We start from the raw sequence: 12,673 nt of genomic DNA on the forward strand, positions 1-12,673 counted from the left end.
GAGATGGCTGGTTTTGGGGCCGCTGCGCAGCCCAGCGGGGATAAATCCCCTCGCCACAAGGGGACCTATTGTTTTCTGTTACAACACCAAATGTGGCAACCACAGCGAAATGGCGGGCACGTACGTCACCAGCAGCAGAACCAGGAACAGCATGCCGTAGAACGGCAGCAGGGCCTTGACGGTGCTTTCGATGCTGACCTTGCCGATGGCGGAGCCGACGAACAGCACCGCGCCCACCGGCGGCGTGATCAGGCCGATACCCAGGTTCACCAGCATGATCATGCCGAACTGCACCGGGTCCACGCCGATGCCGACGATGACTGGCATCAGGATTGGCGTGAGGATCAGGATCAGCGGTGCCATGTCCATCACGGTGCCCAACAGCAGCAACATCACGTTGATGCACATCAGGATCACGTAGCGGTTATCCGACAGCGTCAGGAACGCGGTGGTGATCTTCGCCGGGATTTCCATCAGCGTCATGATGTAGCCGAAGCTGGCGGCGAAGCCGATCAGGATCATCACAATGGAAATGGTGCGCACCGTACGGTGCATCAGTTTCGGCAACTCGCTCCACTTGTAGTCGCGATAGATGCACATGGTCACGAAGAACGCCCACACCACGGCGATGGCGGCCGATTCAGTGGCAGTGAACACACCCGAGAGAATGCCGCCCAGGATGATGAACAACGTCATCATGCCCCACATGGCTTCCTTGCAAATCTTCAGCGCTTCTTTGAGCGGAATAACCTCGCCCTTGGGGTAATTGCGCTTTTTCGCGAAGACCAGGCACAGCGCCATCAGGCAGAGGTTCATCATGATGCCGGGGACGATGCCGGCCATGAACAGCGAACCAATGGAGACGGTGCCGCCAGCGGCGAGAGAGTACAGCACTGCGTTGTGGCTTGGCGGTGTCAGCAGCGCTTGTACCGAACCACTGACGGTGACGGCGGTGGCGTAATCACGCGGATAGCCCCTGCGTGTCATTTCCGGGATCAGTACCGAACCGACCGAGGCGGTGTCAGCCACCGAGGAACCGGAGATCGCGCCAAAGAAACTCGAGGCCACGAGGTTGACCAGGGACAGGCCACCACGGACGAAACCTACGAGCACGCTGGCGAAGGCCACCAGCCGGCGAGACATGCCGCCCTCGGCCATGATCGCGCCGGCCAGGACGAAGAACGGAATGGCCAGCAGCGAGAATTTGTTCACGCCGCCCGTGATCTGAATCATCATGGCCTGGAACGGAATGTCGATCCACCATGCCCCGATCAGGGCGGCGGCGCCCAGCGCGTAGGCGACCGGCATGCCGATCAGGATCAATACCAAAAAACTGCCCAGCAGAATCAGAGCGTCCATTAAGCGGCACCTTCGTTTTCTTCTACCAGGTCGAACTGCACGACCCGACGCTGGCTTTGATCACCCAGCAAGAGTTTTTCCAAGACAAAAATCAGGGTCAGGAACCCACCGATCGGGATCGGCATGTAAGTGATGCCGACTCGCAGGGTAGGGATGGCGCTCATGAACTGGTTCCAAGTGGTCATGCACAGCTTGGCACCCCAGATGGTCATGAAAATGCACACCGCTGCCATCATCAACTGGGTGAACACCGAAGCCACGTTTTGCCAGTGCTGGGGCAGGCGGCTGGTGACCATGTCCACAGCCATGTGCGACCCGGAGCGGTAGCTGGCGGCGGCGCCGATGAAGGTGAAGACGATCATCAGCAAGATCGCGGTGGGCTCCGGCCAGCTTGAGCCGGTGCCAAGGACGTAGCGGGCGAACACGCCCCAAGGGATCATCAGCGCAACGGCAAGGACAGAGAGGCCGGCCACCCAGATGCAAGTCATGTAAATCTTGTCGTTGATACGCAGCAGCAAATTCTTCATCGGGTTCCACCGTTACCGGGCGCGCCTTCTAACCGCAGGCGCGCCCAGCCGTTTCATGAGTACAGATTAAGAGGTCTTACTGGACAGCTTCGATGCGCTTGATCAGGTCGGCGTACGGTGCACCGTATTTGGCTCGGACCGGCGCGGTGGCGTCGTAGAAGGGTTTCTTGTCGACGGTGATGAACTCGACGCCGGCTTTCTTGAGTTTTTCTTCACTGGCGGCCGATTTCTCGTCCCACAACTTGCGCTCTTCAGCCTGGGCAGCCTTGGCCGCTTTTTTCACCATGTCCTGCTGCTCTGGGGTGAGCTTGTTCCAGGTGATTTTCGACATCACGATCGGCTCAGGCAGGATCAGGTGCCCGGTCAAGCTGTAGAACTTGGCGTTCTGGTAGTGGTTGTGCTCGAGCATGGTCGGCGGGTTGTTTTCCGCGCCGTCGATCACGCCAGTCTGCAACGCGCTGAAGATCTCGCCAGTGTCCATCGCGATACCGTTGCCGCCCATGGCGTTCATCATTTCAATGAACATAGGGTTGCCTTGGACGCGGATTTTCATGCCCTTGAGGTCTTCCGGCGTGCGCACGGGCTTCTTGGTGTAGAGGTTGCGCGTGCCGCCGTCCATCCAGGCCAGGGCCACCAGGCCGAATTCGGAGTTGGTGATCCGGTCTAGGATCGCATCGCCGACCTCACCGTCGATCACGGCGCGCATGTGCGCCTGGTCGCGGAAGATGAATGGCATGTTGAAGACGTTCACGTCCGGCACCACGGGGCCGACGATGCCCAGGCTGACGCGGGACATCTGGATTGCGCCGGCTTGCATCTGCTCGATCACTTCTTTTTCAGAGCCCAGTACGCCCCCCGGGAAGTACTTGAACTTCAGTTCGCCTTTGCTCTCCTTTTCCAGGGTTTTACCCATGGATTCCTCGGCGACCACGGTTGGGTAGCCCTTGGGGTGGATGTCGGCGATCTTGATGTCCAGAGCCTGCGCCGCCTGTGCCAGGAAGGCCAGGGGCAAGGCCGCGATCAGAAGTGTACGTTTGAAATTCATGGTCAATCTCCAGTGTTGTTGTTTTTATGTCTATCGATGTGAAGCGGCAAAGCAGATCAGTTCGCGGAGTGTTTCCATCCTCCGAAAGCAGGTTCAGCGAGACCCTTGACGCCGGGGTTCAGCGCGAACACGCCACCGGCCAGGGATTGCGGATCGTTGTCGTCTCCAGGACGGATCGAGGTCACGAAAAGGGTGTCCAGCTGGCTGCCGCCAAAGGCGCACATGGTCGGTTTTTTCACCGGCACTTCCAGGGAGCGGTCGAGACGTCCATCCGGCGTAAAGCGATGGATCAAGCCGGCGTCGTTGGCGCAGATCCAATAGCAACCATCGGCGTCGACTGCCGCGCCGTCCGGGCGACCGGCCAGGGGCATCATGTCGACGAACAGGCGGCGGTTGGATGGGGTGCCGCTGTCGATGTCGTAGTCGAAGGCCCAGATCTGCTGGATCAGCGGGTGTGAATCGGACAGGTACATCGTCCGGCCGTCGGGGCTGAAGCCCAGACCATTGGGCACGATGAAACCACTCAGTTGCGCCTCGACCGGGCTGCGTTGTCCGGCTTCATAACGGTACATCTTGCCTTCATCCGCATTGGCGCCCATGTTCAGCACCATGCTGCCGGCCCAGAAACGGCCCTGGCGGTCGCAACGGCCATCGTTGAGGCGCATGTCGGTGCGGCTGTGCTCGACGTTTGCACAGAGCTCGCTGTCCAGGCTGCCGTCGTCATGTGGATGCAGGCGGAAGAAACCGCTTTCCATCCCCGCGATCCAGCCACCGTCCTGGTGACGGGCAATGCAGGCGAGCATTTCGGGGGCTTCCCAGCTTTGGATCTTTGCGCTGCTGGCGCTCCAGCGCTGCAGGCCGCCGCTGGGGATGTTCACCCAATACAAGGCGTTTTCCTCGGGCACCCACACAGGGCTTTCCCCGACGGCGTTGCGTGCGTCGACAATCAATTCGGCTTGCATGGTGATTCCTTGGTTCGTTTGTATCCCACGGACAACAGGCGGATCAGTCGAACGGGCCGGCGGCCACAAAGGCGCCACCTTGGTAGACCATGGCCGGATCATCGGCGGCCGGCATCGGTTGCGCTTCGACCTTGGCGCGGAAGATTTCCGAGGTGTCCTTGGGCTTGTAGCCCAGGTGCGCGGCGTGGCTGTTGTCCCACCAGACGTCACGGTTGGCGGAGACGCCATAGACGATGGTGTGGTCGACTTTGGGTGTGTAGAGCGAGCATTCGATCAGTTGGGTGAGGTCGTCGAAGCTCAGCCAGGTGCTCATCATCCGGCGGTTCTGCGGTTCCGGGAACGACGAGCCGATGCGGATGCTGACGGTTTCGATGCCGTAGCGATCGAAGTAGAAATTGGCGACGTCTTCGCCGTAGGACTTGGACAGGCCGTAGTAGCCATCCGGACGGCGAGCGCAGTGGGCGTCGAGGGTTTCGTCTTGTTTGTAGAAACCGATGACGTGGTTGGAACTGGCGAAAATCACGCGTTTGACACCGTGCTTACGCGCGGCTTCGTAGATGTGGAACACGCCGCTGATGTTGGCGCCGAGGATCTCCTCGAATGGACGCTCAACCGATACACCACCGAAATGCAGGATGGCATCGACACCTTCAACCAGTTGATGCACGGCCTGCTTATCCGACAGGTCGCACGGCACCACTTCCTCGCTTTCATCGATGGCCGGGGCCATGTTGGCAATGTCAGACAGGCGAATGTGGCGGGCATAAGGCTTAAGGCGTTCGCGCAAGACTTTACCAAGGCCGCCGGCGGCGCCGGTCAACAGCAGGCGATTGAAGGGATGGCGAATCTGTGTGGTGGTCATGGCATTACCTGAGCAAACAGTGAGAGGTACAGTTGTTATAAGTTGTCGTACGACCGAGAGGGAATATCCTTATCCTTCCGCTACCTTGTCAACGTTTGATCGACGAACCGCTCTGGGTCGGCATCCTTGCCGGGGCTCGCCATGGCGCTGGCAGGCGTTCATGGCAAGTGTTCCATGGGTCTTACAGGAGCGAAATCGGATAGCTGATGAAGATACGGTTCTCGTCGAATTCGTTGGTGCTGAAGTCGCGACGAATCGATGCGTTACGCCATTTCACGTTGAGACTCTTGAGTGCGCCGCTCTGCACGGTGTAGGCCAGTTCGGTTTCACGGCCCCATTCCTTGCCGTCGTCGACCGTGGCGGTGTGAACGTTGTCACCGCTGATGTAGCGGTTCATCAGGGTCAGGCCCGGCACGCCGACGGCGGCGAAGTTGAAGTCGTGGCGCAGTTGCCAGGATTTTTCCTTGGCGTTGTCGTAGCTGGAGTTGTAGCTGTCGTTCGCCAGGGTGCCGCCGCTGGTGCCGTTGACGCGCATCCAGGCATCGTCGCCGCCGACTTTCTGCAGGCCGACGTAGAAGGTGTTGCCGCCGTATTTGGCGGAAAGCATGGCGAAGGCGGTTTTGTTGTCGAGGTCGCCGGCCAGTGCGCTGCCGTCTTCCTTGCCGGTGAAGTAACCGAGGTTGGCGCCCAGGGTCCAGTCGCCGATCGGCTGGCTGTGGGTCAGGTTGAAATATTGCTGTTGGTAGATGTCGGACAGTTCCGCGTACCAGACGCCGACCTGGGTGCGTTTTTCGTTGAAGGCGTATTCGCCGCCACCGAAGTTGAAACGGTCGGAGGTGAATGCACCGCGGCCGTTCATCGACATGTCTTCCATGCTCGCGTCGTTACGCGGGCTGTTGGCGCGGAACTGGCCGCCGTAGAGGCTCAGGCCGTTGATCTCGGTGGAGGTCACCTGGCCGCCACGGAAGGTTTGCGGCAGGGAACGGCCATCGTCGGAACGCAGGATCGGCAACACTGGCATCCACTCGCCGACTTTCAATTCGGTCTTCGAGACCTTGGCCTTCAGGGCCACGCCCAGGCGACCGAAGTCATCGGCCGGGCGGCCGTCGTCGTGCACCGGCAGCAGCTGGGTGCCGGCCGTGCCACGACCGCCGTCGAGCTTGACCGAGTACAGGCCCAGCACGTCTACGCCGAAACCGACGGTGCCCTGGGTGAAGCCGGACTTGGCGTCGAGGATGAAGCTCTGGGTCCATTCCTCGGCTTTGCCCTGGGTGGCGTTGTCGTTGACGAAGTTGCGGTTGAAAAAGGCGTTACGCAGGTTCAGCGTGGCTTTGGCATCATCGACAAAGCCTTCGGCACCAGCGGTCATGGGCATGAACAGCGCCAGACCGGTGCAGCCGAGCAGTGACAGCGCGGGCGTGGATTTGAGAAGGGTACGGCGGCTGGGGCGGTTACTGGACGAAAAACGGGCACGAGTGCTCACTCTGACGCTCCTACTTTTTGTTGTTTTTATTTGTCATACGTCGTCGTACAACATGGAGCGGATTATTTGTGGAGCGTTCCTCGTTGTCAACTGGCCATTACCGCAAATTTTCATCGAGAATGATCCGGCCATGGGCTATTTCAACGCTTTCGCCTAACAAAACGCAGGCAAGCGGGCCGTTGCGGCAAGGAAAAACGGTGCCCCCAGGATAGCGACGAGCGGCGCAGGTCATGCGATGACCGGCGTAAGACATTAGTCGAATGGCCTCGAAAAAAGCAGTGGGTGGCGAGGGAGATTGCTCCCGCCGGGCTGCACAGCAGCCCCATCCCAGGCGACTCTCTACGGCGTATTCCGTTTACAGGGGAGGCTGCTGCGCAGCCAGCGGGAGCAAGCTCCCTCGCCACGCAAAAGCCCCGGGCACTTCTTGCACCTTCCCATCGTCGAACGGGAATTGACCCGTGGCAAACGAGCCGACATGTCCCTGCAAGGTCTCTGAATGGATCAATACACCCCACGCGCCTGGGAGCCCCACGAAAGGCCGACGCTGCCAGGCTCCCCGTCGACGCCACTGCATCCCACGCCCAAACGGCTCGCCTTTGCGCTGGTGGGCGTGCTGGTGGCGTTGACCGGGGGGTTGGGCAATTCGCTGGTGATCGCCAACTTGCCTTACTTGCAAGGGGCCCTCGGCGCCACCACCGCCGAGATGGCCTGGTTGCCCGCCGCCTACGTCATGACCAACGTCTCCATGAACCTGCTGCTGGTGAAGTTTCGCCAGCAGTTCGGCTTGCGCGCGTTCACCGAGGTGTTCCTGGCGCTGTACGCCCTAGTGACGTTCGGTCATCTGTTCGTCAACGACCTGAACTCGGCGATTGCCGTGCGGGCGGCCCATGGCATGGTCGGCGCTGCCCTCAGCTCCTTGGGCCTGTATTACATGGTCCAGGCTTTCCCGGCGAAGTGGCGGCTCAAGGCGCTAGTGCTGGGCCTGGGGACTTCGCAGCTGGCCTTGCCGATGGCCCGGTTGTTCTCCGAAGACCTGTTGCAAATTGCCGAGTGGCGGGGCCTCTACCTGTTCGAACTGGGGATGGCACTGCTCTCGTTGGGTTGCGTGCTGCTGCTCAAGTTGCCACCGGGCGACCGCTTCAAGACGTTTGAAAAACTCGATTTCCTGACCTTCACGGTGCTTGCCAGCGGCGTCGCCTTGTTGTGCGCGGTGCTGTCGTTGGGGCGCATCGATTGGTGGCTGGAGGCGCCATGGATCGGCGTGGCCTCGGCGCTGTCCATCGTGTTGATCCTGGCGGGCCTGGCGATCGAGCATAACCGCAGCAACCCGATGCTGATGACGCGCTGGCTGGGCAGTGGGGTGATGATCCGCCTGGCCCTGGCGGTGATCCTGATTCGCATGGTGACTTCGGAACAATCCACTGGAGCGGTGGGGTTTCTGCAAGCGCTGAACATGAGCAGCCAACAGATGCACAGCCTTTATGTGGTGATGCTGGTCGGCAGCATCGCCGGGCTGGTGACCAGTGCCTTGACGATCAACCCGGCGCACCTGTTCATGCCCCTGATCATTTCCCTCGCGTTGATGGCGACAGGCTCGGTCATGGACAGCTACTCGAACAACCTGAGCCGCCCGCAAAACATGTATTTCAGTCAGTTTCTGCTGGCGTTTGGCAGTACGTTTTTCCTGGGGCCGACGATGATTCTCGGCGTGCGCAATGTACTGACCAACCCGCGCAATCTGGTGAGTTTTTCCGTGTTGTTCGGGATTTGCCAGAACCTCGGTGGCCTGGTGGGGGCCGCGGTGCTCGGTACCTTCCAAGTGGTGCGCGAGAAATTTCATTCCAGCCACCTCGTGGAAAACATCAACCTGTTCGACCCTCGCGTGGCCGCGCGGGTGGACAGCGGTGGCTCGGCGGTGGGTTCGCTGATCGCCGATCCGGGCCTGCGGCACCTGCAAGGCATTCGCAGCCTTGCCGCGGCCGCCACCCGCGAAGCCAACGTGCTGGCCTACAACGATGTGTTCATGCTGATCACGGTGATCGCCGTGCTGACCATGATCTGGATCTCCCTCCGCGCCCTGTGGCTGATGACTACCACCCAGCACGTCGCCACAGCGCCTGCCCCCTCGACACAACCAAGCGGTGCCACTTCTTCATGACCGAGCCGACCTCCACGACCACCAACGCCATCGCCGATACGCCTGAGGACCAGGCGCCACCCGCCGTTCCAGCGACAAAACCGCGTTCCCTGCGGATAAGAGTTCTTTCATCCCTGGGGTTCGCGGCAGTGGCGATCGTCGGTGTGCTGGTGGTGCTTTATGCCTGGCAATTGCCGCCGTTCGGTAGCGCGGTGGAAACCACAGAAAATGCCTTGGTGCGCGGGCAAGTGACGATCATCGGGCCGCAGTTGAGCGGCTACGTGCATGAAGTGCCGGTGCAGGATTTTCAGTTCGTGAAGGCTGGCGATTTGTTGGTGCGGCTCGACGACCGCATCTATCGACAACGTCTCGACCAGGCACTGGCGGAACTGGCCGTGCAGCAAGCGGCCCTCGCCAACGTCGTGCAACAACGCAACAGCGCCGAAGCCACCATCAAGCTGCGTCAGGCCGCGCTGGCGGACAGCCAGGCCCAGGCACGAAAAAACGCCGCCGACCTGCGCCGCAACGAGGAACTGATCAAAGACGGTTCGGTGTCCCAGCGTGAGCTGGACCTGAGCCGCGCGGCCAGCGCACAAACCCAAGCCGCCGTGGCGCAAGCCCAGGCCAGCCTGGAAATCGCCCGCCAGGATTTGCAAACGGTGGTCGTCAACCGTGGCTCCCTCGAAGCCGCCGTCGCCAGTGCCGAGGCGACGGTGCAACTGGCGCGCATCGATCTGTCCAACACCCGAGTCGTGGCGCCCCGGGACGGTCAGTTGGGGCAGATCGGCGTACGCCTCGGGGCCTACGTCAACTCCGGTGCACAGCTGATGGCCCTGGTCCCGAACCAGAAATGGGTGATCGCCAACCTCAAGGAAACCCAGATGGATAAGGTGCGTGTTGGCCAGCCGGCAAGTTTCACCGTGGATGCCCTCGGCCATCGCCGATTCCATGGGCATGTCGAACGGATCTCCCCGGCCACCGGTTCTGAGTTCAGCCTGTTGCAGGCCGACAACGCCACGGGCAACTTCGTCAAGATCGCCCAGCGCGTGCCGGTTCGCATCACAGTCGATCCAGGCCAGCCGGAAAGCGAACGCCTGCGGCCGGGAATGTCGGTGGTGGTGAGTATCGATACGGCGGGTAATGCAGAAAAAACAGAATAATTGTGGGAGCGAGCCTGCTCGCCGATGGCGGTACCCCAGGCGATGAAGATACTGGATGTGCCGGCCCCTTCGCGAGCAGGCTCGCTCCCACAAGGGTATGTGGATTATGTGAGTTCTGTGGCTAACAAAAATCCAATGTGGATTATGTGAGTTCTGTGGCTACCAAAAATCCAATGTGGGAGCGAGCCTGCTCGCGATGGCGGCACCCCAGGCTATGAAGATGCTGGATGTGCCGGCCTCTTCGCGAGCAGGCTCGCTCCCACAAGAACCCGGTGCAATCCCGAATTCAGTGCCTGGCGCTCATCTCACGACGTAGACCTTGCGCACGTAGACGCTGCTTTTCCAGGCGCAAGGGGCATCCAAGGGAACGAACACTGTATCGCCGGTGCCGACGATCAGCTCGGTGCCGTCGGCCAGTTGCAAGGTGACGCTGCCTTCGAGCAGGTGCATCAGTTCATGCAGCTTGTGCGGCCGTGACTTGCGTGTGTAGGGGGTTGAATCCCAAATGCCGATGCGCAGGTTCGTCGCTTGCTCGACGAACAGGTTGTGCGAGCGGCATTGCGGCGCCGGGCTGAGCAGGATCTCTTCGTCGGGCGCCGCGGAGGGTGCAAGCAAGGTCGGCGCGGGCAGGGCGGTGAGTCCCGGTTGATTGGCCTCGACGGATTGGGTATCGGCACAAAAGGCCCACAGCGAAGCCGGTTGCGCATCAATTTCGAGGGCGGTGCCACGGGCTATCACAGCGCTTTCGCCCGGATTGAGCCGCAGCGTTTGCGCCTGGCTGCGCAGCGTGACCGCCCCGGCATGGACGACGATCGTTTCGCTGAACGGATACTCCTCGACGCTGATTCGTCCGCCGGCCCGGACCACGCCGGCGGCCATGCCATCAACCCCAGCGTAGGCAATGAGCCGGTCGAAGGGGTCGTTGGCACCCAATGAACCTGGCTTGAATGAGGTGGAGGCGGGGCTGCCATCGGCGCGCGCCAACAGCATTGCAGTGGGTTCAAGCATGAAACATTGCTCCGGAATTAACGGCATGGAATGAAGAGTCTGTCAGCCGATGGCCTGGGTCACCGGTGCGAATTGGCGCACGCCGCCACTGGCCTGGGGCGCAGTGCCTTGTGCCATCTGGGCGACGGTGTCGACGTGCTTGAGGCCAATCTCTTCGAGCCAGGGCCCCAAGCCGCAGTCGGCGGGAATATCGATGCGCACGAACGCCTCCGGCACGTGGGCCAGCAATGCCGCGACCAGGTGCCGGGCCTGCGTGGCGTCCTGGGCGATGACCGGGCCAATGCAGCGTCCGCGTCCGTAAGGGCGAAGCAGGGCGAAGGCGCGCAACTGGCCGTCCTGCTCGATGCCCACGCCCTGTTCAACGACATCGAACAGATCGTTCAGCACGGCCTCGCGATCCAGGCCGCTGCCAAGGTTGGCCAGCCTGATCAACTCGGCCCGATCGGCCGGTGCCAGCGCACGGCAGCGTTGGCCGTTGCCCAGGGCCGGCGGGACAGGTGACGATGTGTGCCCTTGATGTTGCTGGATCTGCCCGAACTCAACGAAGCCCTGGCTGGCGTAGAGAGGCGTGCCGGCCAACGTGGCATTGAGAACGGCGGTACGCGAACCGCAAGCCTCGATCGCCAATTCCATCAATTTGCGACCAATGCCCCGGCCCTGGTATTCATCGTCGACAATAACCAGGCCGATGGTGGCGTAGTTGCCCTGGGCGCAGGAGAACGCAGTGCCGATCAAGCGATCCCCATCCAGTGCGACGAAACCTTGGGCGAGCCGCTGCAACATGGCCCAATCCTCCAGGCGATGGGGCCATTTCAGCTGCACGGACAAGGCATGCGCCGAGGGAACATCAGCGTCGGTCATGGCGCGATAAACGTAAGCAGGGCGTTGCGAAATGGACATGGCGGGTCCCCTGGAAATTGACGTGGAGCCGGACGCAATTGTCCGTGCAGAATGGTTGTATCTCACCTGTCGCCTGGGCTGACAATAGCCGCCAGTGAATTCGGCAGCTTCGATAAGCCGCAGCGGCGCCGGCCGAATTTCTTGCCCCAACGGGGCGTCAGCCCAGCAGGAAATACCGAGCCGATTTGCGCGATAGCCATGTCAATAATTGCGCTCGCGATCCACCAGGCCCAGCATCGATTCGCCCCGCTGGTGCCGTCGAATGTTCTCCAGCAGTCCGTCAAAGGCTGTCTCCGGCTGGGTCATCGCCGCGATATGAGGCGTCAGCAGGATCTGCGGGTGGTTCCAGAAAGGATGCCCGGGATCGGCCGGTTCCTGCGTCAGCACGTCGAGCACTGCCGCGCTCAGTTGCCCGCTGGCGAGTGCGTCGAGCAAGTCCGCCTCGACGAGGTGCCCCCCCCGGCCCATGTTGATCAAGGCTGCCCCCTTGGGCAGATGCTCCAATAGCTGGCGGTTGAGGATGCCTTGGGTCTGTTCGGTGAGCGGCAGCACGCACAGGAGGATGTCGCACTGGCCGAGGAAAGCGGGCAATTGCTCGGCGCCGGCGTGACAGGTCACGCCATCGATGTGATGTTCGCTACGGGCCCACCCCGACAAGGCAAAGCCGAATGGCTTCAAGGTGGCGAGTATCTGTCGCGCCTGCAGACCAAGACCCATGACACCCACCCGACGTTGCCGGGCCGGCACCAGGCGATGCGCCTGCCAGCGACGTTCGGCCTGTTGCTGGCGGTAGCGCATCATGTCTCGATGAAGGCTGAGCACGGCGAAACTGGCGTATTCGCACATGCCCTGGCTGATGCCCGGATCCAGCAGCCGCACCACGGGCAGCGTGGGTGGCAAACGTGCGAGGTCGAGTTGGTCGACGCCGGCCGAGAGGGCGAACAGCACCTCAAGGTTGGGCAGCAGCGTCTCGAGGTCATCCGGTGCCTGCCAGGCGGCGAGGTAGCGGATATCCCGAGGATCGCCGATGTCTGGCCAGGCCCGCCATTGGATGTCGGGTGCCTGTTCGGCGAACAGGCGTCGCCACTGTTCGCCGCGTATCGGGTCAGCTTTATAGAGCAGGGCCATGGACAGTTCTCGCGTCAGATTCCAGAGTGTTCAGCATGCCTGAATGGCGAAGCAGGATCTGTCGAAAGGCATGCGCAGGGGGGCACGGGGCGGTGCTGTAGC

At 61.4% G+C, this 12,673-nt stretch carries 11 protein-coding genes; 2 read left to right on the plus strand and 9 right to left on the minus strand.

Annotation, left to right across the window (positions count from 1 at the left end; translation table 11 throughout):
• Positions 1-78: 78 nt before the first annotated feature.
• The 6 genes from J3P92_RS10705 to J3P92_RS10730 form a co-directional block, all read right to left on the minus strand.
• A complete protein-coding gene (locus tag J3P92_RS10705; protein WP_420764464.1) occupies positions 79-1,359 on the minus strand; it encodes a TRAP transporter large permease in 1,281 nt (426 codons plus the stop codon).
• Entirely contained in the window at positions 1,359-1,886 is a 528-nt protein-coding gene (locus J3P92_RS10710; protein ID WP_420764463.1) for a TRAP transporter small permease, read from the minus strand. Before J3P92_RS10710 ends, J3P92_RS10705 begins: the two co-directional genes overlap by 1 nt.
• Before the next feature lie 76 nt (positions 1,887-1,962).
• Positions 1,963-2,931 (minus strand): TRAP transporter substrate-binding protein, encoded by a 969-nt coding sequence (locus tag J3P92_RS10715; RefSeq protein WP_420764462.1) that lies wholly within the window; start codon positions 2,929-2,931, stop codon positions 1,963-1,965.
• Between the two features lie 56 nt (positions 2,932-2,987).
• Positions 2,988-3,893: an SMP-30/gluconolactonase/LRE family protein gene (locus J3P92_RS10720; protein ID WP_420764461.1), complete on the minus strand. Its 906-nt coding sequence runs from the start codon at positions 3,891-3,893 to the stop codon at positions 2,988-2,990.
• Positions 3,894-3,936: 43 nt separating this feature from the next.
• The gene (locus J3P92_RS10725) at positions 3,937-4,755 is read right to left on the minus strand and encodes an NAD-dependent epimerase/dehydratase family protein (protein ID WP_420764460.1); all 819 of its coding nucleotides are present in this window, start codon (positions 4,753-4,755) and stop codon (positions 3,937-3,939) included.
• A 181-nt stretch (positions 4,756-4,936) separates the two neighbouring features.
• Positions 4,937-6,238: an OprD family porin gene (locus J3P92_RS10730; protein ID WP_434650721.1), complete on the minus strand. Its 1,302-nt coding sequence runs from the start codon at positions 6,236-6,238 to the stop codon at positions 4,937-4,939.
• Between the two features lie 496 nt (positions 6,239-6,734).
• Here J3P92_RS10730 and J3P92_RS10735 point away from each other — a divergent pair, with 496 nt between their 5' ends.
• Both J3P92_RS10735 and J3P92_RS10740 read left to right on the plus strand, forming a co-directional pair.
• Entirely contained in the window at positions 6,735-8,396 is a 1,662-nt protein-coding gene (locus J3P92_RS10735) for an MFS transporter (protein ID WP_434650723.1), read from the plus strand.
• Complete coding sequence (locus J3P92_RS10740) at positions 8,393-9,535, plus strand: HlyD family secretion protein (protein ID WP_434563557.1); 1,143 nt, start codon at positions 8,393-8,395, stop codon at positions 9,533-9,535. Before J3P92_RS10735 ends, J3P92_RS10740 begins: the two co-directional genes overlap by 4 nt.
• Before the next feature lie 300 nt (positions 9,536-9,835).
• On the opposite strand, the gene J3P92_RS10745 is transcribed toward J3P92_RS10740, so the two are convergent.
• The 3 genes from J3P92_RS10745 to J3P92_RS10755 all read right to left on the minus strand — a co-directional run bounded on the left by J3P92_RS10745 (position 9,836) and on the right by J3P92_RS10755 (position 12,571).
• Positions 9,836-10,543, minus strand: coding sequence for a cupin domain-containing protein (locus tag J3P92_RS10745; RefSeq protein WP_434563559.1), 708 nt, complete (start codon positions 10,541-10,543; stop codon positions 9,836-9,838).
• A gap of 42 nt (positions 10,544-10,585) precedes the next feature.
• Entirely contained in the window at positions 10,586-11,443 is an 858-nt protein-coding gene (locus J3P92_RS10750) for a GNAT family N-acetyltransferase (RefSeq protein ID WP_434563561.1), read from the minus strand.
• Positions 11,444-11,644: 201 nt separating this feature from the next.
• Positions 11,645-12,571, minus strand: coding sequence for a 2-hydroxyacid dehydrogenase (locus J3P92_RS10755; protein ID WP_434610902.1), 927 nt, complete (start codon positions 12,569-12,571; stop codon positions 11,645-11,647).
• Positions 12,572-12,673: the final 102 nt, after the last annotated feature.

The organism is Pseudomonas sp. D3-27 (assembly GCF_051132165.1).
Taxonomy (GTDB): domain Bacteria; phylum Pseudomonadota; class Gammaproteobacteria; order Pseudomonadales; family Pseudomonadaceae; genus Aquipseudomonas.

Coding starts and splice junctions, on each gene's coding strand:
- J3P92_RS10705 (WP_420764464.1), bottom strand. CDS start 1,359: ATGGACGCTCTGATTCTGCTGGGCAGTTTTTTGGTATTGATCCTGATC.
- J3P92_RS10710 (WP_420764463.1), bottom strand. CDS start 1,886: ATGAAGAATTTGCTGCTGCGTATCAACGACAAGATTTACATGACTTGC.
- J3P92_RS10715 (WP_420764462.1), bottom strand. CDS start 2,931: ATGAATTTCAAACGTACACTTCTGATCGCGGCCTTGCCCCTGGCCTTC.
- J3P92_RS10720 (WP_420764461.1), bottom strand. CDS start 3,893: ATGCAAGCCGAATTGATTGTCGACGCACGCAACGCCGTCGGGGAAAGC.
- J3P92_RS10725 (WP_420764460.1), bottom strand. CDS start 4,755: ATGACCACCACACAGATTCGCCATCCCTTCAATCGCCTGCTGTTGACC.
- J3P92_RS10735 (WP_434650723.1), top strand. CDS start 6,735: ATGGATCAATACACCCCACGCGCCTGGGAGCCCCACGAAAGGCCGACG.
- J3P92_RS10740 (WP_434563557.1), top strand. CDS start 8,393: ATGACCGAGCCGACCTCCACGACCACCAACGCCATCGCCGATACGCCT.
- J3P92_RS10745 (WP_434563559.1), bottom strand. CDS start 10,543: ATGCTTGAACCCACTGCAATGCTGTTGGCGCGCGCCGATGGCAGCCCC.
- J3P92_RS10750 (WP_434563561.1), bottom strand. CDS start 11,443: ATGTCCATTTCGCAACGCCCTGCTTACGTTTATCGCGCCATGACCGAC.
- J3P92_RS10755 (WP_434610902.1), bottom strand. CDS start 12,571: ATGGCCCTGCTCTATAAAGCTGACCCGATACGCGGCGAACAGTGGCGA.